Origin of the sequence: Rosenbergiella collisarenosi (assembly GCF_018494085.1) — a bacterium.
GTDB classification, from domain to species: Bacteria; Pseudomonadota; Gammaproteobacteria; order Enterobacterales; family Enterobacteriaceae; genus Rosenbergiella; species Rosenbergiella collisarenosi.
The window spans coordinates 311,792-333,518 of sequence record NZ_JABBFP010000001.1 but is presented as its reverse complement, the minus strand read 5'-3'; the positions used below and the strand labels follow the sequence as shown (position 1 = coordinate 333,518).

Sequence of the window (21,727 nt, the reverse complement as noted above, 5' to 3'; positions counted from 1 at the left end):
TACCTTGAGAGGGCTGGCAACAGTAAGTTACCAGCAGATTCTACTTGCTCTTATTCTGAGCGATTTTTCTTAGCGGCGCGCTTAGCTTTTGTCGCCTCCGCAATCTTACGGGTTTTCTCAGAGACTTTTTTAGGTTTCTTAGTCGCTGGTGTCACCGTACTCGTGGTTTCTTTCTTCTTCGTCCCTCGAAAGGCACTATCCGGCTCGAAATTGACTTTCTTCGCCGCATTCCGACGTTTTTTCACAGCACCAGAGGCACTTTTCTTCGCTCGATCTTTCTCGGTTTTACCTTCGCCGCGCGGCTTACGTTGGCTTGCGACTAAGGCGAAATCGATCTTGCGCTCATCCATATGTACTGCATCAACCCGTACTTCAACGGTGTCGCCTAAACGGAATACTTGACCACTGGCTTCGCCCGTTAAGCGTTGCCCAATTTGGTCGTAACGATAGTAGTCATTGTCCAGTGTTGAAACATGTACTAAGCCGTCGATAAACAGGTCAGCAAGTCGCACGAAGAAACCGAAATTGGTGACACTTGAGATAATACCGCTAAAGGTATTACCGACTTGGTCTTGCATAAAGTCACACTTTAGCCAGTCGGCAACATCGCGCGTCGCTTCGTCGGCACGACGCTCGGTCAATGAACAGTGTTGGCCCAATTGCAACATTTGCTGCATATCATAATGACAGCCGCCACCTGGAGTCACGGTATTAACCTGCTGACCCTCCTCTTTCGCGATAAGGTACTTGAGTGAACGGTGTAGCAGTAAATCCGGATAACGGCGGATCGGCGAGGTGAAGTGCGCATAGGAGGTCAATGCCAGACCAAAGTGACCGCGGTTTTCTGGGTCATAGATCGCCTGTTTCATCGAGCGCAACAGCATCGTTTGTAGCATCTCTGCGTCGGGGCGCTCAGCCACTGCCGCCAATAACGTAGCATAGTCGAGCGGCGTCGGTTTATTGCCGCCAGTCAGCGTTAGTCCGAGCTCGCCAAGAACTTTGCGGAAACTCTTAATGCTTTCGTCGGTAGGTCTGTCATGATCACGGAACAGTACTGGCTCTTCGTATTTCTCAGCAAAACGCGCTGAAGCAATATTAGCCAAGATCATACACTCTTCGATAAGCTTATGTGCCGGATTACGACGCAGCCGCTCAACCCGCTCTATCCGACGTTCAGCATTAAAGATGAACTTCGGTTCTTCCGTTTCAAAAGAGATCCCTCCACGTTGACTGCGTGCGGTCTCTAATACCTGATACATGGCATACAGTTCTTCGAGGTCATTGACGCGCGGCGCATACTGTTCACGTAGTGCTTCATCGCCCTCAAGAATTGACCATACTTTGTTATAGGTCAGTCGCGCATGGGAGTTCATCACGGCTTCATAGTGCTTATAACCGGTCAGTTTTCCTCGTGCTGATATCGTCATCTCGCAGACTAAACAGAGACGGTCAACTTGCGGATTCAACGAGCATAGACCGTTCGACAGCACTTCCGGTAGCATCGGCACGACCTGCGTTGGGAAATAGACGGACGTACCGCGTTTTTCCGCTTCATGATCCAGCGCAGTGCCAGGACGGACATAGTAGGTCACGTCAGCAATAGCGACCCAGAGGCGCCATCCTCCTCCACGCTTCTTCTCGCAGTAGACCGCATCATCAAAGTCACGGGCATCTTCACCATCGATAGTGACCAGTGGTAGTTGCCGTAAATCGACCCGTCCCTGTTTTGCACTTTCAGGGACCTCTTCGCTGAGGTGTGCGATTTCAGCCTCAACCTCGCTCGGCCATTCGTTGGGAATTTCATGGGTACGCAGTGCCATATCTACCGCTAGGCTAGTACCCATTTCATCCCCGAGAATCTCGGTGATTTTGCCGATCGCTTTCATTCTGCGGGTAGGTCTTTTTTCGAGGGTAACGACGACGACAGCCCCCATACGCGCTTGCAGTGCGGGATCGGACTCAATGAGTATATCGAAACTCAGCCGGCTATCGTCGGGAACGACAAATCCAGCCCCTGCATCAGTAAAGTAGCGCCCAACAATTTGTGGATTTCGTGGCTCAACGACTCTGACCATACGTGCTTCGCGACGGCCTTTACGATCGGCACCCATTTGCTGAGCTAAAATGATATCGCCATGCAAGCAGAGTTTCATCTGCTCCGCTGATAGGTAATAGTCATCCTTATGTCCATCGGCACGTAGGAAGCCATACCCATCGCGATGACCGATGACTTTACCCTTAATTAAATCTAAGCGCTCAGGAAGCACATAGCATTGACGGCGAGTAAACACGAGCTGTCCGTCGCGCTCCATCGCTCTTAAGCGGCGACGCAACGCTTCGAGATGCTCTTCGCTGGTTATATTAAGCTCTGCGGCAATTTCATCGCGGCGCGCAGGTGTTTCTCGTTTTTCTAAATGGGCGAGGATAAACTCGCGACTCGGGATCGGATTTTCATACTTTTCCGTTTCCCGTTGTAAAAAGGGATCTTGTGACATAGGGTCCTCCAATGTCTTTAAAATAAGTTCTCGACGGAAATTTCAGCATTGAAAATCCGTTTTAAATTCCTGTCATCGGCGATGTCCGCCAGCGTATATTTGTCTAACTCCGCGAGAAATTCCTTCATCGCTTGTGAAAGTATCCTTTTCAGATGACAGGACGGTGTAATTAAGCAGTGGTCGCAATCGACAAGCTGAAGAGGTTCCAGACGGCGGACAACATCTCCAATATTGATACGGTCAGCTGGCCGAGCAAGGCGAATTCCCCCCTGCTTTCCCCGACTCGATTTAATGAAGGCTTCTTGGCTCAACTTATGAACTATTTTAACCATGTGGTGGCGAGAGACCGCATACAGCTCGCTTACCTCGGTGATAGTGGTCATCTTATCCGCAGGCAGGCTTGCCATAAATATTAATGCACGGAGTCCATAGTCAGTAAAACTGGTCAGTTGCACATCAGCCTCAATAAATATTCTGGGCGGAACGTTAAATGGCTTGACTGAATTATAAACCAATATCGATAGTGCGGGCCTTTTGATTGTAGGTCAAGACTCAGGGAGCACGGCAGAGAAGATTTAGTTAGGCGAGAAGGTAAGACAATGGCCGATGTTTTATCGGCCATTCTTATAATACTAGCTATCAAACGGATCTCTTAGGATCATCGTTTCGCTACGATCAGGACCTGTGGAGATGATATCCACTGGGATCCCTGTTAGCTCTTCAATACGCTGGATATAGTTCAGTGCAGCTTGTGGCAGGCCATCGCGAGTTTGAACCCCGAAGGTGTTATCATCCCAACCTGGTAGCGTTTCATAAATAGGGGTCAAGCCTTCCCAATTCTCTGCTGCCAGTGGCGTGGTATCAACTTCTTTACCATTAGGTAGACGGTAGCCAACGCAGATTTTAACTTCTTTTAGGCCATCTAAGACGTCAAGCTTGGTTAAGCAAAAACCTGATAATGAGTTAATTTGCACCGCGCGACGCACGGCGACAATATCTAACCATCCTGTACGACGACGACGTCCAGTTGTCGCACCGAATTCGTTCCCTTTCTTACCGAGAAACTCACCGATATCATCAAACAGCTCTGTTGGGAAAGGACCTGCTCCGACGCGAGTCGAGTAAGCCTTGACGATCCCTAACACATAATCGACGTAACGTGGGCCGAGACCACAACCTGTCGCAACGCCGCCAGCAGTGGTATTGGAAGACGTGACATACGGATAGGTGCCGTGGTCAATGTCTAACAAAGTACCTTGGGCGCCTTCAAACATCATAAAGTCACCGCGAATACGGGCTTTATCGAGTAAGTCAGAAACATCTACGACCATTGAGGTTAAGATATCGGCTACCGCGAGGGTCTCATTTAAGATGGTATCGAAATCAACCGCGGGCTCTTTGTAGTAATGGACGAGCTGGAAGTTATAGTACTCAACAATTTCCTTCAGCTTAACCGCAAAGGTTTCCTTATCGAAAAGATCACCGACGCGCAGGCCGCGGCGCGCGACTTTATCTTCATAAGCGGGACCAATACCACGCCCCGTTGTGCCGATCGCCTTAGCGCCACGCGCTTTTTCGCGCGCAACGTCCATCGCAACGTGGTATTGCAGGATTAATGGGCAGGCTTCAGAAATAAGCAGACGTTCGCGTACTGGGACACCACGATCTTCCAGGCCTTTCATCTCTTTCATCAGAGCTTCTGGAGAAAGAACGACGCCATTACCGATGATGCTGGTAACATTATCACGTAGGATACCTGAAGGAATTAAGTGAAGAACGGTTTTTTCACCGTTGATGACGAGCGTATGACCAGCATTGTGTCCGCCTTGATAGCGAACGACATATTTTGCGCGCTCAGTCAGCAAATCTACAATCTTACCTTTGCCTTCGTCACCCCATTGGGTGCCAAGTACGACAACATTATTACCCATTTTCTAAAACCATTGATTGCTTAAAAATGGATTCTACCACCAGCTTTTGTCGGTTTCAGCATTTTTAATAGCCGAAATTCGCTTTTTTATTATGATCGATTTTTTAACTACAAAAATTGATTAACTAGTTTTATATTTGGATAGATCATCTATTTATCATATAAAATATCACTACCCCTGCTACAACGAAGGCTCCGCCAAAGCGACGCAATAACTTTTCCGGCGAACTGATCAGAGTCAGTAGTCCTTTTTTCCAGGTTTTAGGTAATAACAAGGGCCCCAGTCCTTCGATGATTAATAATAATGAAACGGCCGTCCATATCACTGAGCTCATAAGGATTCCTTAGTAAAAAAGGGTCGGTACTATCACCGACCCGAGTAGTCTACTAGGAATTGTACATAAATACAGTACTAAGGTGTTTTCATAAACCGTAAGAACTCACTATTAGGATCCAGAAAAAGTAATGAGTTGCCGGGTTGAAAGCTTTTCTCATAGGCAGAAAGCGATCGTAAAAAAGCAAAGAACTGTGGGTCTTGTGTATAGGTCGTCGCAAAAATATTCGCCGCTTCGGCATCCCCTTCCCCACGAAGTATCAACGCTTGTTTCTGCGCCTCAGAGAGTGTTTTCGTCACACCATAATCGGCCTGAGCGCGTAATTTCTCCGCTTCTTCTTTACCTTGCGATCGCTGACTCCTGGCAACGGATTCGCGTTCTGCTCGCATCCGATTAAAGATTGCCTCAGAGACTTCGGTAGGCAGGTTAATCTGCTTGATACGAACGTCCACAACATCAATCCCCAACGCTGCCATACTGTTAACGTGTAGGCCTCCTAAACTATCGGCAGGGGAAAGGGGATTGGTCTGGGGCATTTCGGGGTCATCTTGCAGCGTACCGGCGCTTCCCTTATTAAGCGTATCGCGAACATCGGTGGTCAAGCGTCCCCGCGAATCGGTCACAATATCTTTAACATTGAGGCGACCTATCTCTGATCGCAGGCGATCGCTGAACTTACGTTTTAGAAGGAGTTCCGCGCGAGAAAGCTCGCCGCCACCTGTCGCAAGGTAATAGCGGCTAAAGTCGCTGATTCGCCATTTAATATAAGAATCGACGATGAGGTCTTTTTTCTCCTTAGTGACGAACCTATCCGCTTGATTATCGAGAGTTTGGATCCGCGCATCGAGCACTTTAACCGTTGAGACTAACGGCAATTTAGCATGGATACCCGGGCTGTAGACTACAGGTGTATTGTGCTCATCGCGTAAGACTTTACCGAAACGAACGACGATCCCCCTGCCCCCTTCAGGAATAATAAACCAAGCATTACCTAATAAAATTAATCCGGTCAGACATGCTGCCAGCAAGACTTTACCCATTATCCCGCCCTCCTTGGCGTGAGAAATGATCGAGAGATCGCGAGTTGCCTCCACTTCCGTCAGGATTCAACAGTGATAGGGGTTTTTCATGACGCTTTAGTAGTTGCTCCAAAGGCAGTAAGCTCACCGTATTTCCTTGCTGCCCGGTGAGAACTTTTGGAGTGTGGGCGAGGATCCTCTCCATTGTTTCGAGGTAAAGTCGCTGTTTAGTTACGGCAGGTGCGGCGCGATATTCCGGTAAAATCTTCGTAAACCGGGCGGTTTCTCCCTCCGCCTCCAATACCGTTCTCGCTTTGTAGGCGCGTGCATCCTCGAGTATACGTTGCGCTTGTCCGTTCGCCTTAGGCTGTACTTCATTCGCATAAGCCTCAGCCTCGCGGACGTACTGCTCTCGGTTTTCACGGGCGGCAATCGCATCATCAAAGGCTGCCTTAACCTCCTCGGGAGGCCGTGCGGCTTGGAAGTTAACGTCCAATACCGCAAGTCCCATCTGGTAGGGGAGTACTGTCTGTTCAATTTCGCGCTGCGTCTCACTACGCACAAGAGTACGCCCTTCAGTGAGCACGCGATCCATCGTTGAGCGACCAATGACGCCACGTAGCGCGCTATCAGTTGCTTGGCGTAAGCTATCTTCCGCATTCATCACAGCGTAGAGATAGCGCTCAGGATCCACAACACGATACTGAACGTTCATTTCTACCCGTACGACGTTCTCATCGGCAGTCAGCATACTCCCCGTGGTGGCAAGCTCTTTAACCGACGCAACGTTGACAGCGGTAACATGGTCGATAAAGAGAGGACGCCAGTTTAGCCCAGGATCGACGAGATGGCTGTACTTGCCTAAGCGCGTTACCACTCCACGTTCTGCTTCTCCAATCGTATAAAAGCCCGCCACAGCCCATAAGCCCGACAGGACGATCCCAGCAGGTAATAGAGCTAAGCGAAAAGGTGGAGGTGTTGACGATGGCGAATGTCGTAAGCGCCGTCTTGAGAGTGAAAACCACTTACCGATGTAGCCACGAATGAGCTTATCGAGGTCTGGTGGACCGTGCTGTAAGTTAGCGTGTCGTGAATCAACGCCGTTATTTTGGGGTGTAGCGCGAAAAAGGGTTTCCAAGTTACCCGGGTGTTTCCACATCATACTAATCTCCGTTTAGTGACATTGTGGCGGCCCCAAGCTAGGGGCCGAAAACTGATTATCTATCTATTTGACAACATAGCTTGCCAGATCCGGATAATGTTTGGCTAAGCGGTACCATTCAACAATCGGCAAACGAACCTGTAAACCGATAGAGCCATCATCCTGATTCCATTCTTCCGTGATGGCATCAAGCTGATAAAAACGACTCCGTAAACGACCTGCTTCAGGGGGCAGCGTCAGCGTATGTTGAGCAATTTCCCCGGAGAGGCGTTCCGACAGCGCCTGCCAGAGTAACGGCAGACCTAGCTCACTTTGTGCAGAGAGCCATACTCTTATGGGAACACCCTCTTCATTACGATCGATACGCGGTTCGAAACCCTCAAGCTGATCAATCTTATTCATGATATGCAGAGTAGGGATCTCATCCGCCTCGATTTCCGCGAGAACTTCATCAACGGCATCGATATTTTCATTCACCCGAAGATCGGCCGCATCGATAACATGTAAGAGGAGCGTCGCCTCGCGAGTTTCTTGTAATGTCGCTTTAAACGCTGCCACCAAGTCATGGGGTAAATGTCGAATGAACCCAACGGTATCCGCTAAGACCACCTCACCGACATCAACAACGCTCAAACGACGCAACGTCGGGTCGAGTGTTGCGAAAAGTTGATCTGCCGCATAGACATCGGCTGAGGTGACGCTATTGAATAACGTCGATTTACCGGCGTTGGTGTAACCGACCAGCGATACAGTAGGAATATCCGCTTTAGCGCGTGCTTGCCGCCCTTGCTCCCGCTGTTTTTCTACTCGCTGCAGTCGCGAAAGTATCAGCGTGATACGGTTTCTTAGTAGGCGCCTATCGGTCTCAAGTTGCGTTTCGCCCGGTCCGCGTAAACCAATCCCGCCCTTTTGACGTTCTAGGTGGGTCCAGCCTCGTACGAGCCGAGTGGCCAAGTGGCGCAACTGGGCTAATTCGACCTGTAATTTACCTTCGTGCGTACGGGCACGCTGTGCAAAAATATCTAATATAAGACCGGTGCGGTCGATAACTCGACACTCACACAATTTTTCTAAGTTTCGTTCTTGAGCTGGGCTCAAGGCATGGTCGAAGATGACGACGCTGGCACCGGTAGCTTTCACCGCCTCAGCAATCTCTTCCGCTTTACCTTCGCCAACGAAATATTTAGGGTGGGGGGATTTGCGGCTTCCCGTAACGACTTGCAGGGCTTCAACCCCAGCCGAAGAGACGAGAGTCTCAAACTCTTGTAAATCTTCGCTTTCTTTATCTTGTGAAAACCAGATATGAACTAAAACGGCCTGTTCGCCGGCATCATAACGCTCAAACAAGCGATAACCTCACTGAAGGATGGCAACCAGAGAGCCTAAACTCTCCGGTCGAAAGGATATTACTCTGCAGACTCACCTTCATGGTGTGAACCCGTACCAGCAGTTCCATTATTATGATAATTGCTGCTACCTGGTGCATTAGTATGGTGAGAAACAGGGCGCGATGGCACAACCGTTGAAATGGCGTGCTTGTAAACCATTTGGCTGACGGTATTTTTCAGTAAAATAACGAATTGGTCGAAAGACTCAATTTGGCCCTGGAGTTTGATCCCGTTAACCAAGTAAATTGAGACAGGTACACGCTCGCGACGCAAAGCGTTTAAAAACGGGTCTTGTAGTGATTGCCCTTTAGCCATTCTATCTTTTCCTTATACGTTCGTAGTGTAATTATTATAGAGTTTAAAAGCCGCTATGGCATACCATGCCTGAAGATTGCAAATAATCAATCAGTTATAGCACGAATAACGTTTAAAACTTTTTCACGAGCTTGATCGGGTTGTAGGCTGTCAAGCCAAACAAGGGAATTCCACCCTCGCAACCAGGTCATTTGCCGCTTAGCCAATTGGCGTGTGGCACATATGCCACGGAAAACCATTTCATTATAATCTATTTCGCCGTCAAGCCATGACCACATTTGCCGATAACCGACACAACGCACAGAAGGCATGTCCACATGCAGGTCTCCACGCTGATAAAGGGCTCTGGCTTCTGCTTCGAAGCCCTCGTTCAGCATTTGGTGGAAACGCTGTTCAATCCGTTGGTGTAGCACCTCACGTTCTTGAGGGGCGATAGCGAACTGAAACACCTCATAGGGAAGCGCTTCCCCCGCAGTTTCCGTTAACTCTGTTAGAGTTTTACCTGAAATGAGAAAAACTTCCAGTGCTCGCGTGAGTCTTTGCGGATCATTAGGATGAATTCTTTTACCGGCTTGCGGATCTATCAGACAAAGTTCTTGGTGAAGAGTTTCCCAACCTTCTAATTTTGCACGCTGTTCCAGTTGCTGACGGATCTCCGCGTTAGCCGAGGGGAGTGGCGATAATCCCTCGAGTAACGCTTTGAAATAGAGCATCGTCCCACCTACTAGAACGGGTATTGCCCCACGCTGGGTGATCTCCGCCATTTTTACTAAGGCATCACGACGGAAATCTGCCGCAGAATAGCTTTGGCTAGGATCGATAATATCGAGTAAATGATGCGGGGCCACAGCCTGCTCGACTATCGTCGGTTTAGCTGTCCCAATATCCATTCCTCTGTACACCAAGGCCGAATCGACGCTAATAATTTCTACCGGCAAGGTTTGGGCAAGCTCGATCGCTAAAGCGGTTTTACCTGAAGCGGTAGGCCCCATAATAAAAACGGCCTTAGGGAGTTGCGATGTCAATTCATTCATTTAATAACGCTTCAAAAAAAGGATCTAAGGGTAATGGCTGGATAAGCCCCTTTGGCGGTGATGCCACCAGCCTCGGCGCGAGGCGCTCCAAATCCGCTAATAGCGTGATCGCTTGCGAATGGCTCCAGGTCTGCTCAGTCCCCACGCTTTTCTTCGCTAACCACGTTGCGAGTGCCAGAGGCTCTCCTTCATTCGTCGAGGCTAGCCACTCTATCATTTCTGGCAGCAAACGTTGTAAATTCTGCGCACGCAGCGGTATCGGCACGGCACGCAGTGTGCTGTATTGCCCGTCACCATGTAAATCAAAACCGAAACGCTGCAATAGCTCACTATAATCATTAAGGGTATGCTTTTCCGTTGCACTACATTTTACGCGCAACGGAATCAGTAACGGCTGCGACACCAAGGGCTGCATCTGTGGCGTAAGCTGCTCCGCTAAGACGAGGGTCGCGGCCTTGACCAACGAGAATAATGCTAGCCCGCTCTCTCCCTCCAGTAACGCAAAGCGTTGCTGACACACCGTTAATACTCGTCCAAACCCCTGACAGTGCCCCACCAGTGGCTCGGCATAGTCACTCACTGCACTATCATCGCTAGCCTTATCGATTTTAGGTGTCGAGGCAACGAGTCGTTGATAGACCTCAGCCTCTTTTTGACGATAAGGTTCTGACGAGTAGTCTCGCAGAGGAGCCGTTGGACGGCTCGGTTGTGCAAAGCTATTTTTCCCGGCCGCCGTACGATTTTCAGCGATAATCGGCTGCGATAACGGTACAGCAGGACTTTCCTCTGTCGGCCGTTGGGCATCTGCCGGAGTCAGCGCGCTGACCACACCTTGGTAAATAAAGTCATGAACGAGTCGAGACTGATGGAAACGGACTTCGTGTTTAGCTGGGTGTACATTAACGTCAACCTGATGGGGATCGACTGTTAAAAATAGCACATAAGCAGGCGTTTGCTGTGAATCAATATAGTGCTGATAGGCCTGCCTAATCGCATGATTGATTAGCTTATCCCGCATCATTCGACCGTTTACATAGCAATACTGCAACTCTGTTGACGATTGGACATGGTCGGGTGAAACCACCCACCCCGTAATGCCTAAGCCATCGTGTTGCCAATCAATGTACACCGCTTGCGACACAAAACCCGCCCCGCAGATCGCACTAAGTCGTTGCTGTTTTTGTTTTTCATTATTCGCCACGCGGTAGTGTCGCACTTGCTTACCGTTATGCGTCAGAATAAATTCAACATCAAAGCGCGCCAGCGCGATACGCCGAATGATTTCATCAATATGAGTGAACTCAGTTTTTTCGGTACGTAAAAACTTTCGTCTGGCGGGCGTATTATAAAAGAGATCAAGGACTTCAAGCGTTGAACCGCAAGGATGTGCTGCCGGTTTAAGGCTAACCTCCATCTCTCGCCCTTCCGCATAAGCTTGCCAAGCTTCATGCTGCGCCTCAGGTCGCGAGGTAAGCGTAAGGCGGGAGACCGAGCTAATACTCGCGAGTGCCTCGCCACGAAAGCCTAGGCTCATGATCGCTTCTAAATCGTCAAGCGAGGCTATCTTACTGGTCGCATGTCGCGCTAACGCGAGCGCGAGTTGTTCTTTCGCGATACCACAACCGTTATCTCTAATAGAGATACGTTTTGCACCGCCCTTGTCGATATCAATTTGAATACGGGTAGCACCAGCGTCGAGGCTGTTTTCGACTAGCTCTTTTACGACAGAAGCAGGACGTTCCACTACCTCTCCGGCGGCAATTTGATTGGCCAGCTGCGGGGGTAAAATCTGAATCGACATATAATATCCTCTGCAGCGTTGACTTCCGTTAAGGTAAAGGGATCGTTAAGGTCTGCCCTAACATAACATTTGCAGAACGCATTTTGTTCTTAGTGATGATCGTTTGGGCACTTACCCCATATTTCAAGGCTAGCGCGTTCAAGGAGTCACCACGTACTACTTTATGTTTAATCACCTTGCCGGCGAGTGAGCCTGATGAAGTCGCTCCTCCGATACGGAGCCGCTGTCCCACCCATACCCCCGATTTTTTTAGATGATTTTGGGTAATGATCGTTTGGCTACTTACGCCATACTGTGCAGCAATTCCCGATAACGTCTCGCCTCGCTTTACTACGTGCAGCGACGCCTGCTGAGACGATAGCGGTTGAGTCGTCATCACCGACACCGGACGATTCTCGTTAGCCGGGATATACTGGTAAGGGTGGCTACGGAAATAGGCGCGAAGGCCTCGATAGATAGCATGGGCGATCTTGTTCTGATGAGCAGCACTTCCTAACAACTGCTCTTCTTGGGCATTACTAATAAATCCTGTCTCGACTAACAAGGAAGGAATATCTGGGGATCGTAACACGCCTAAACTTGCATGCTCGGGCAAACGTTTATGCAACGGGGTGACTTGGCGAAGATTTTGTAGCACCTTAGTGGCAACATCGTAACCCACTCGCTGAGAGTGGCCGAATTGTAAATCGAGCACGGCCTGGCTTAAGTAAGGGTCTGACTGACTATTCGCCAGCAAATCCCCAGCTCCGCCCAGTAGTTCGGATTGCTTTTCTGTTTGTTCTAGCCAGTTCGCCATCTCAGAATTGGCCCGTCGATTTGAAAGCACCCACACCGAGGCCCCACTTGCCGAATGTACGGGCGCTGAATCTGCATGAATCGACACGAGTAGGCTAGCATTTTCCTTGCGCGCAACCTCTGAACGCCCCATGACCGAAATAAAGTAATTTCCGTTACGGGTGAGCACCGGCTTAAACATCGGATCGGCATCTAACAGTTTTTTCAACTTACGTGCGATGGCAAGAGTGACATTTTTCTCTTTCAAACCGTGTTGGCCAATTGCCCCAGGATCTTGCCCACCGTGGCCCGCATCAATAGCGACAATGACGACTTGGTTCCGCGTGACTTGCCCACCGGGATAACTGGTCGTATTCGTATTACTGACTGCCGTTTTTACCGGAGTAAAAGGGTTCTTTTCGACAGGCGGCGCTGCCGGGCTACCGGGGTGAGGCGTCTTACCGTTGAGCGTCACGGTAACTTGCCACTGGTTTCCGGTTTGTCGTGTAGTCACCGACGACCCAGAAAGCTGGGTCAATTCAAAGACGAGACGGATAGCCTGACTATTCGGCGGTTGGCTCGTGCGGATGCGCTTAACCAGGTTCGAACCGCTGAAGTTAAGCGGTAATCCTTTGATTGCCCCGCTTTCATGTATATCCATCACGAAGCGTTCAGGATTATGCAGGCTAAACCACGATGAGGTTGGCTTGTCGGCAAAACTCAATGTAACTATCGATTGGTTCTCCCGGTTATCCACTTGGATATCCGAGAGTGAAGCCGCCATTAACGCTCGACTCACGAGGCAACATAGGACGACGAGGATCAATCGTCGTAGAATCATGCCGTTCCCTCATTACTGGATATTTGCTCTACAAGCTGTTCGCCCCACGGTGAACCCGCCACGACCTCAGCCTTACGCCCTTCACCCTGATAGTGTAACGTGATGGTTAAGTCGGGGTTAGGGAGGATACCCGTCCCCTGCTGTGGCCACTCCACCAAACAAATGGCATCACCACTAAAGTAGTCACGAACCCCCATAAACTCCAGTTCTTCAGGGTCAGCAAGGCGATAAAGATCGAAATGATAGGCGAGACGATTATTAATCTCGTAAGGCTCAACCAGCGTATAGGTAGGGCTTTTAACATTACCCTGATGGCCTAAAGCCTGAAGAAACCCCCGGCTAAACGTTGTTTTTCCTGCCCCTAAATCCCCGACCAAATAAATAATTGTCGCTTGCTTACTGGCTTTCGCTAATCGACCACCCAATGCGAGGGTGGCCGCTAAATCAGCAAGGATAAATGTTTTCTTTGTCATGTTACTCATCATTATCGTGAAGTGGATTGACACTTATTCTTAGTTTATCCACCACATCCAGAGCGAGCATTCCGCGCATCCCATACTCTTGTGCAACGAGATCTGCGGCGTGGCCGTGAGCGACGACACCGGCACAGGCTGCCTCAAAAAAGGCCAACTGTTGACCTAGGAACCCGGTTATCACACCAGTTAAAATATCGCCCATGCCACCGCTGGCCATACCCGGATTGCCCACGTAAGCGATAGCTAGCTGACCAGAACCGTCCGCAATAATCGAGCCAGAGCCTTTCAGCACTGCGACTCCACCGAACCGATTAACAAGTTGCTGTGCCGCCGCGATACGATCGGCCTCAACCTCTGCAACGCTGATACCTAATAGGCGAGCCGCCTCTCCAGGATGTGGAGTTAATATCCGATTTTGACGTTTATCCGGTTCGATTGCTAGGAGGTTTAGCGCATCTGCATCCCATACCATGGTTTTTTTACTTAATTTTACTTGGTTAAGCGCATTTTTCGCCCAATCTGATTGCCCCAGCCCTGGGCCGATAGCGATCACATCCGCCCACGCTATCGCCTCTTCCAACGATTCATCGGTTAATTCCGCAGCCATCAATTCGGGCCGTGCCGACAATAGGGGTAGAATATTTGAGCGGTGGGTCAACACCCTTACTAACCCAGCACCACTGCGTAACGCAGCTTCGCCACTCAGCCGTATTGCACCTGCCGTCCCTTCTGCCCCGCCAATAACCACGACCTTGCCCATATCTCCCTTATGGGCACTAGCCTGACGTGGTGGTAGCCAACGAGGGAGATCGTGCTCAGTCAGACAGGTGATCGGCGTAGTCTCGTGAGGGCATAAGCGGGTAAAACCAAGGTCTGCGCTGTACAATGTACCGCTATACTCACGTCCTTTTCCCGTTAAAAGACCCGGTTTTAGCGTGATGAAGGTGAGTGTGGAGGTCGCTTTGATCGCTACACCAAGCGGCTGGCCCGTTTGCGCATCTAGACCAGATGGAATATCGACGGCTATTATCGGTGCATCAAAATGGTTGGCGAGATGAATAAGCTGTTGGGTTTCATCTCGAGGGGGCTGGCGAAGGCCAATACCGTAAAGCGCATCAACGATGAGATCAACATCTCCCGGCCACGGATCTCCCGGTACTAACGAGCAACGCTTGGCGACCTCCTCCCACACGACTTTTGCCTGCGAGGCTTCAGAAGGCCTTTGGTTGTGTAAACTCGCTTCTACGACGGTAACTTCCAGACCAGACTGTTGCAAAAGATAGGCTAGCGCAAAACCATCGCCACCATTATTTCCGGTTCCACAGAGCACTAAGCAATGGCGAGCCTCGGCATAGCGCTGTGTGATGTGGGTAAGTAATGCCTCACCCGCTTGCCACATGAGCTGGTAAGCGGAGCCCCCTATTCGCTGGTATAACTGTTGTTCCAACCCTGCCACGTCTGGTACCGGCCAACAATGATGGGGCAGTTGCTCACTGACTGTTGAAAAGACACGCATAATAACGACTCCCTCTGAGATAACCTTTAGCGATCTATTAATCGAACAAATAAAAAGGATAGGGGCGATCGTGCCTAAGCGACAGAAATACAACGATAATTTAATTGTGAATAGATTTTTTTAGTATCAAGAAAGGAAAAGTATTTAGGAATAAAATCGCATAATGATTAATTAACAAACCCTTAAAAATCATCGGTTTAATTTTATAATTGATTTTTTTATGAATCGCTTAGCCTGTGAATGGCCTGTGGATAACTCTGTTGAAAATAATTCGATAACGTTAGCTCAGACTGAGCTTTAGTCTAATAAGATAAATTTTTTATTTAGATGGAGTGAAGACTTGGAGCGGGAAACGAGATTCGAACTCGCGACCCCGACCTTGGCAAGGTCGTGCTCTACCAACTGAGCTATTCCCGCGCCCTGAACAGTAAAAATATTTACTACCGTTACGGGGTGCGAATTATACGAGAATAATTGGTCTGCGCAACCCCCTAGCATCGCTTTTTTTTATTTTTCTTTCCAACTGCCGATTTACTCGGCAGTTTGCACAGTAAATACTCAGAAAGACTATAATTTTAAGAAGTTTTCTTTGTAGAAGGCTAATTCGGCAATGGACTCGCGAATATCATCAAGCGCTTGATGAGTCCCTTTTTTATGAAACTGTTGCAAGATTTCAGGTTTCCAACGGCGCGCTAACTCCTTCAGAGTACTGACATCCAGCGCGCGATAGTGAAAGTAATTTTCCAGTTCTGGCATGTAGTTAACCAAAAAACGACGGTCCTGGCCGATAGAATTACCGCAGATAGGTGAGCTATTTTCCGGGACCCACTGCTTCAAGAAGGCGAGTGTTAGTTGCTCTGCTTGCGCTTCAGTCACCGTGCTCTGTTTCACGCGCGATACTAAGCCGCTATGGGTATGGGTAGTCACATTCCACTCATCCATTAACGCTAACTGCTCGTCACTCTGGTGAACCGCTAGTACGGGCCCCTCTGCCAACACATTTAGCTGTGCATCGGTAACGATGGTCGCGATCTCAATAATCCGATCACGCTGTGGATCCAAGCCAGTCATCTCTAAATCAATCCATATAAGGTTATCTTTACTTTGCGTCATGCTCGACCTCTCATCCCCGCTAAATTCGCCATTTGTTCTCATTAAGGTGTATCATAGACCTTTTGCCCACTCAGGGCGAAACATCTGTTAGGCGAGAGGTTGTGTGAGTAAAAATAAACTATCAAAAGGTCAGCAAAGGCGTGTCAATGCCAACCACCAGCGTCGGTTACAGCAACGTGACGGGAAAGCGGAGCCTGATGATAGCCTATTCGCTGAACCTCAAGACGGCCGAGTTATCAGCCGCTTCGGCATGCATGCTGATGTCGAAGACCCGCAAGGCGTGATTTGGCGTTGTAACTTGCGTAGAACCATTCGTTCGTTAGTCACCGGTGATCGCGTCGTGTGGCGTGCGCCGTTAGCGGGTATGGGGAAAGGTATTGTAGAAGCGGTACACGAACGCCAATCAGTCCTCACCCGACCCGATTACTACGATGGTATTAAGCCTATTGCCGCAAATATCGACCAAATTATTATCGTTTCCGCTATTTTACCCGAGCTATCATTAAATATTATTGACCGCTACTTGGTTGCCTGCGAGACCCTAAATGTTGCGCCATTGCTAGTGTTGAATAAAACCGACTTGTTGGACGATGAAGGGATGGCGTTCGTCGATGAACAGATGGCCATTTACCAAGATATTGGCTATCAAGTGTTAAAAGTCTCGAGTCACCAGCGAGAGGGCCTACAGCCCCTTGAAGACGCATTAACCGATCGAGTCAGTATCTTCGCCGGGCAATCTGGTGTCGGAAAGTCAAGCTTACTCAACGCGTTACTGGGTTTTGATGCGCTAGATAACACCGCTATTCTCACCAACGACGTTTCGGACAACTCAGGGTTAGGGCAGCACACGACAACAGCAGCCCGCTTATATCACTTCCCTCAAGGTGGGGACGTCATCGATTCGCCAGGCGTTCGCGAGTTTGGACTGTGGCATCTTGAGCCGGAACAAATTACCCAAGGGTTTGTCGAATTTAAACCGTACCTCGGCCTCTGTAAATTTAGAGATTGTAAACATCTTGATGATCCGGGCTGTGCGTTGCGTCACGCGGTTGAACTCGGCGAGATTGATGAACTCCGTTTTGAAAATTACCATCGTATTCTTGAAAGTATGACCTCGGTAAAAATAAGAAAAAATTTCGCCAGTAAGGACTAGTCACTGTTAGCAACGTAATCCTTACGTCGTCCCCCTTCGTTATTGCGGTATTGGCCGCAATATTGTGCAAATTGATTGAATACGCCAGGAGGCGCCCGTGTTAGACAAGTTGAAATTAGGTATCAACGCCGTTCTTCCTAAGAAACAACTCACCGAGCTGGCAGGCTGGGGAGCAAGCCGCCAAGCAGGCTGGTTAACTAAAGCCGTCATTGACCTTTTTGTTTGGTATTACAAGGTTAATATGCAAGAGGCGGCGAAGCCTGATACTGGCAGCTATCGAAGCTTTAATGAATTCTTCGCGCGTCCTCTAAAAGACGGTGCTCGTATGATCGACCATGCGGCGAATATTTTGGTTCAACCTGCAGACGGCGCAGTAAGCCAATGTGGACGTATTGACGAGAACCAAATCTTCCAGGCGAAAGGCCACTACTACACACTTGAGGCACTACTTGCGGGTAACGAAGAGCGTGCACAACACTTCTATAATGGCCAGTTTGTCACCACGTATTTAGCTCCACGTGATTATCATCGTGTCCATATGCCATGCAATGGCATTTTGCGTGAGATGGTTTACGTCCCCGGCGACCTCTACTCAGTCAACCCGTTAACGGCACAAAATATCCCAAACCTATTCGCCCGTAACGAACGCGTTATCTGTTACTTCGATACGGATATGGGGCCCATGGTACAAATCCTTGTCGGCGCGACCATCGTTGGTAGCATAGAAACGACTTGGGCAGGGACTATCACCCCACCACGGGAAGGCGTTATTCAGCGCTGGCATTATCCACAAGCCGATGAAAAAGGAGCAATCATCCTACTTAAAGGCCAAGAGATGGGCCGCTTCAAATTAGGGTCTACCGTCATTAACTTATTCGCGCCTAACCAAGTTCGTCTAAGCGAAGCGTTAGAAGCTCAGGCGCCAACGCGACTGGGGCAGCCTTTAGCAGAAATCATCGCGGATGAAGCACTAACGCCTACGCCTTCACAGCCTAAACGCGATAGTACAGAGCAGACTAACGTCTAATTCCGGAGAGCCTGGCAGTGCGTATATTACTCGTTATTCTACTAAGTTTAGGATTTAGTACATCTTTCACGACTTATGCACTGCCAGAGCCCCCCCAAATCCGGCAAGCGTTGGAGCAGGCACAAAATAGTAAAAATCCGGCAGCACAGACCGATATCATCCAGGCACTTAAGAGTGCTTTGGATTACACTAATCAGCGTAATCAATCGATAGAGAATGCGCGCCAATATCAACAAGTTATTGATAACTATCCTCAGTTAGCCGCGACCTTACGGCAGCAAATCACGACACTCAATGAAACCAGTAAACGAGTCAATCCTGCTTTAACCAGCAGCGATATAGAACAAGAAATATTACGTGTCAGCAGCCAGTTATTGGAGGAAGGACGCCTAGCGCAGCAAGAACAAGATCAAGCGCGTGAAATTAGCGACTCTCTGACTCAGCTCCCTAGCGACCAAACTGATGCGCGGCGAGCACTCTCCGAAAGTGATCGTCGTTCACAAAATTACCAAGTTTCCACGACCCCCCTCGGGCAGGCGCGCGGCAATGCCTACGACGCTGAAAATGCCGCAAACAAAGCTCGGGTCAATGAATTGGAACTCGCCCAACTTTCTGCCAATAATCGACAAGAACTGGCTAAATTACGCGCAGAATTTCATCAAAAAACAATTACTCAACTGGATACTTACCTCCAGGCCTTACGTACTCGTCAAAGCGCCCTACGGCAGAATGAGGCGCAACGGGCGTTGGAACGTACCGAGCAGCTGGCCGAGAATAGTGGCGATTTACCGCCAGTCATTCATGAGCAATTCACGGTCAACCGTGAACTATCAGGCGCATTAAACCAGCAAGCGCAGCATATGGAGTTGGTGTCTTCCCAGCAACGCTTAGTGGCTAACCAAACACAGCAAGTTCGCCAAGCACTCTCCACCCTTCGCGAGCAATCGCAGTGGCTGGGTGAATCGACTCTGCTAGGTGAGGCGCTACGCGCTCAAGTGGCTAGACTCCCTGATGCACCAAAGTCTCAACAAATCGATAGTGAAATGGGCGATTTACGCGTTCAGCGTCTGCACTATGAAGACCTGTTAGCGCGCCAACATGCGCTGCGCGAAACGCGCCAAGTAAGCGGAACGCTGATCACCGCGGAACAACGGCGTATTCTCGATGCGCAGCTTACTACGCAAGGCGAGCTCCTTAATTCACTTATTTCGGGGTGCGACGCTCTAATCTTAGAAATAACCAAGCTCAAAGTCGCGAATACACAGTTGCAAGATGCGCTGGGTGATGTCACTGACGCCACTCACCGCTATCTATTCTGGACGGCGGATATTAATGCCGTCAGTTTGCACTATCCGGTACAGGTCGTCCAAGACCTCACTCGCCTACTTTCCTTAGATAGCTTAGGCCAATTAGGCAAAGCCTTAGTGATGGTGGCGACCAGTAGAGAGTCGATACTCCCCGTAATCGGTGCGCTCTTGTTAGTCATCATCAGCCTCAGCTCGCGTCGCCACTATCAAGGCTTCCTGGCACGCTCAGCCAGTCGTATTGGTAAGGTTACCCAAGATCGCTTTTCACTTACGCTGCGGACCGTATTTTGGTCAATACTCGTTGCCCTCCCCCTACCGGTTCTGTGGGCTACTTTAGGCTATGGATTGCAACGGGCATGGCCCTACCCCATCGCCGTGGCAATCGGTGATGGCGTGACGGCAACACTCCCGCTACTGTGGGCTTTTATGATCAGTGCCGCATTCGCTCATCCTAATGGCTTATTCATTGCTCACTTTCGCTGGCCACAGCAAGCCGTATCACGAGCCGTTCGTTACTATTCTCTGAGTATCGGCTTTATCGTCCCATTAACCATGGTGCTGATAACCTTCGATAATATCGAGGAACGCCCCTTCACCGCATCGCTAGGACGACTCAGTTTTATACTCATCTGCATTGCGTTAACCATCGTCTCCAATGCACTACGTCGAGCAGGGTTACCGCTCTACTTTGACCGCCAAGGCAATAGTACGAACATGGTAAACCGCTTGCTGTGGGATCTCATGATTGTTATCCCACCCATCGCGATTATAGCCTCATTACTCGGCTATCTAGCTACCGCGCAAGCATTATTAGCGCGCGTTGAAAGTTCCGTTGGTATCTGGTTCTTATTACTCATCGTCTACCATATTATACGTCGATGGATGCTTATCCAGCGACGGAGGATCGAGTTCGACCGCGCGCGTCAGCGGCGTGCAGAGATCCTGGCTAATCGTGCTCGAAATCATTTAGACGATGACAATGCGACACTTAACAGCGAAAACCAAGAGACGATCGAAGAGCCCGTGATCGACTTGGATACGATTAGCGCCCAATCGCTGCGCTTAGTCCGTTCATTACTGGCACTCGTCGCCCTGTTCGCACTTATTTTACTCTGGTCAGAACTCCATTCTGCCTTTGCCTTTTTAGAGAATATCCCTCTGTGGGGCGTCACCTCATCAATGCAAGGTGTAGAAAGCGTACAGGACGTTACTCTAGGTGCAGTGCTAATTGCCATCCTGGTATTAATCATCACGCTGCAGCTAGTTCGAAACATGCCCGCGATGCTCGAACTCGCCATTTTACAGCACCTGAACTTGGCACCAGGAACCGGATATGCGATTACTACGCTGACCAAATATATGCTGATGATCATTGGCGTGATGATGGGCTTTTCGATGCTCGGTATCGACTGGTCGAAACTACAATGGCTAGTCGCCGCAATGGGGCTGGGATTGGGGTTTGGTCTACAGGAAATCTTTGCTAATTTTATTTCCGGTCTCATCATTCTGTTTGAAAAACCGATCCGTATCGGCGATACCGTCACGCTACGAGACCTTACGGGTACGATTTCTCGCATTAATACCCGTGCAACGACGCTGACCGATTGGGATAGAAAAGAGATCATAGTCCCGAACCGTGCCTTTATCACAGAGCAGTTTATCAACTGGTCGTTATCTGATGCTCATACGCGCGTGGTTCTTAACATTCCAGCGCCCCCCCATGTTAGCAGCGCCGTAGTGACAGACCTTCTCCTCGCCGCGGCAAACCGCTGTAGTTATGTGTTAAAAGTCCCCGCGGCGGAGGCCTTCTTAGTAGATATTCAGCAGGGTATTCAGCTCTTCGAATTAAGAATTTATGCTGCAGAGATTGGACATCGTATGCCGCTGCGCCATGACCTGCATCAGCAGATCCTAACGAGTTTCAGTGAGCATAGTATCGAACTGCCTTACCCTCCCGTTCAAGTTAGGATGGAGCAAGTCGGTAAGGCAAGCGCGGCGATGCAGTCAAACCGCTATCAATCAGGCGGCCTTTAAAAAGCCA

17 protein-coding genes and 1 tRNA gene are annotated in these 21,727 nt (G+C 49.5%); 3 read left to right on the top strand and 15 right to left on the bottom strand.

Annotated elements, in window-relative coordinates; all coding sequences use genetic code 11:
* Window positions 1-50 precede the first annotated feature (50 nt).
* The 15 genes from rnr to orn all read right to left on the bottom strand — a co-directional run bounded on the left by rnr (window position 51) and on the right by orn (window position 16,199).
* The gene (gene rnr, locus HGT70_RS01485) at window positions 51-2,495 is read right to left on the bottom strand and encodes a ribonuclease R (RefSeq protein ID WP_214194710.1); all 2,445 of its coding nucleotides are present in this window, start codon (window positions 2,493-2,495) and stop codon (window positions 51-53) included.
* 17 nt (window positions 2,496-2,512) lie between these two features.
* Window positions 2,513-2,950, bottom strand: coding sequence for a nitric oxide-sensing transcriptional repressor NsrR (gene nsrR, locus HGT70_RS01480; protein WP_071433914.1), 438 nt, complete (start codon window positions 2,948-2,950; stop codon window positions 2,513-2,515).
* Between the two features lie 177 nt (window positions 2,951-3,127).
* The gene (locus tag HGT70_RS01475) at window positions 3,128-4,426 is read right to left on the bottom strand and encodes an adenylosuccinate synthase (RefSeq protein WP_214194709.1); all 1,299 of its coding nucleotides are present in this window, start codon (window positions 4,424-4,426) and stop codon (window positions 3,128-3,130) included.
* A 145-nt stretch (window positions 4,427-4,571) separates the two neighbouring features.
* On the bottom strand, window positions 4,572-4,760 hold the full coding sequence (locus tag HGT70_RS01470) for a DUF2065 domain-containing protein (protein WP_071433912.1): 189 nt from the start codon (window positions 4,758-4,760) through the stop codon (window positions 4,572-4,574).
* A gap of 77 nt (window positions 4,761-4,837) precedes the next feature.
* Entirely contained in the window at window positions 4,838-5,800 is a 963-nt protein-coding gene (hflC, locus tag HGT70_RS01465) for a protease modulator HflC (protein WP_214194708.1), read from the bottom strand.
* Window positions 5,793-6,941, bottom strand: coding sequence for an FtsH protease activity modulator HflK (gene hflK / locus HGT70_RS01460; RefSeq protein WP_214194707.1), 1,149 nt, complete (start codon window positions 6,939-6,941; stop codon window positions 5,793-5,795). Before hflK ends, hflC begins: the two co-directional genes overlap by 8 nt.
* 63 nt (window positions 6,942-7,004) lie before the next feature.
* Entirely contained in the window at window positions 7,005-8,288 is a 1,284-nt protein-coding gene (hflX, locus tag HGT70_RS01455; protein WP_214194706.1) for a ribosome rescue GTPase HflX, read from the bottom strand.
* 59 nt (window positions 8,289-8,347) lie between these two features.
* Window positions 8,348-8,644 (bottom strand): RNA chaperone Hfq, encoded by a 297-nt coding sequence (gene hfq, locus HGT70_RS01450; RefSeq protein ID WP_071433907.1) that lies wholly within the window; start codon window positions 8,642-8,644, stop codon window positions 8,348-8,350.
* An 86-nt stretch (window positions 8,645-8,730) separates the two neighbouring features.
* Entirely contained in the window at window positions 8,731-9,678 is a 948-nt protein-coding gene (gene miaA, locus HGT70_RS01445; protein WP_214194705.1) for a tRNA (adenosine(37)-N6)-dimethylallyltransferase MiaA, read from the bottom strand.
* Window positions 9,671-11,479: a DNA mismatch repair endonuclease MutL gene (mutL, locus tag HGT70_RS01440; RefSeq protein ID WP_214194704.1), complete on the bottom strand. Its 1,809-nt coding sequence runs from the start codon at window positions 11,477-11,479 to the stop codon at window positions 9,671-9,673. The genes miaA and mutL overlap by 8 nt, the downstream gene beginning before the upstream one ends.
* 28 nt (window positions 11,480-11,507) lie before the next feature.
* Complete coding sequence (gene amiB, locus HGT70_RS01435; RefSeq protein WP_214194703.1) at window positions 11,508-13,094, bottom strand: N-acetylmuramoyl-L-alanine amidase AmiB; 1,587 nt, start codon at window positions 13,092-13,094, stop codon at window positions 11,508-11,510.
* On the bottom strand, window positions 13,091-13,567 hold the full coding sequence (tsaE, locus tag HGT70_RS01430; protein ID WP_071433899.1) for a tRNA (adenosine(37)-N6)-threonylcarbamoyltransferase complex ATPase subunit type 1 TsaE: 477 nt from the start codon (window positions 13,565-13,567) through the stop codon (window positions 13,091-13,093). Before tsaE ends, amiB begins: the two co-directional genes overlap by 4 nt.
* Window position 13,568: 1 nt before the next feature.
* Window positions 13,569-15,086, bottom strand: a complete 1,518-nt coding sequence (locus HGT70_RS01425) for an NAD(P)H-hydrate dehydratase (protein ID WP_214194702.1) — start codon at window positions 15,084-15,086, stop codon at window positions 13,569-13,571.
* Between the two features lie 341 nt (window positions 15,087-15,427).
* Window positions 15,428-15,503: transfer RNA gene (locus HGT70_RS01420), tRNA-Gly, on the bottom strand.
* Window positions 15,504-15,653: 150 nt separating this feature from the next.
* A complete protein-coding gene (orn, locus tag HGT70_RS01415; RefSeq protein WP_071433895.1) occupies window positions 15,654-16,199 on the bottom strand; it encodes an oligoribonuclease in 546 nt (181 codons plus the stop codon).
* A gap of 103 nt (window positions 16,200-16,302) precedes the next feature.
* Between orn and rsgA the strand changes: the two genes are divergently transcribed.
* The 3 genes from rsgA to mscM all read left to right on the top strand — a co-directional run bounded on the left by rsgA (window position 16,303) and on the right by mscM (window position 21,720).
* Window positions 16,303-17,352, top strand: coding sequence for a small ribosomal subunit biogenesis GTPase RsgA (gene rsgA, locus HGT70_RS01410; protein WP_071433893.1), 1,050 nt, complete (start codon window positions 16,303-16,305; stop codon window positions 17,350-17,352).
* A 97-nt stretch (window positions 17,353-17,449) separates the two neighbouring features.
* On the top strand, window positions 17,450-18,379 hold the full coding sequence (asd, locus tag HGT70_RS01405; protein WP_214194701.1) for an archaetidylserine decarboxylase: 930 nt from the start codon (window positions 17,450-17,452) through the stop codon (window positions 18,377-18,379).
* 17 nt (window positions 18,380-18,396) lie between these two features.
* Window positions 18,397-21,720 carry a miniconductance mechanosensitive channel MscM gene (mscM, locus tag HGT70_RS01400; RefSeq protein WP_214194700.1) on the top strand — a complete coding sequence of 1,108 codons (3,324 nt, stop codon included), beginning with the start codon at window positions 18,397-18,399 and terminating at the stop codon, window positions 21,718-21,720.
* The last annotated feature ends 7 nt before the right edge of the window (window positions 21,721-21,727 follow it).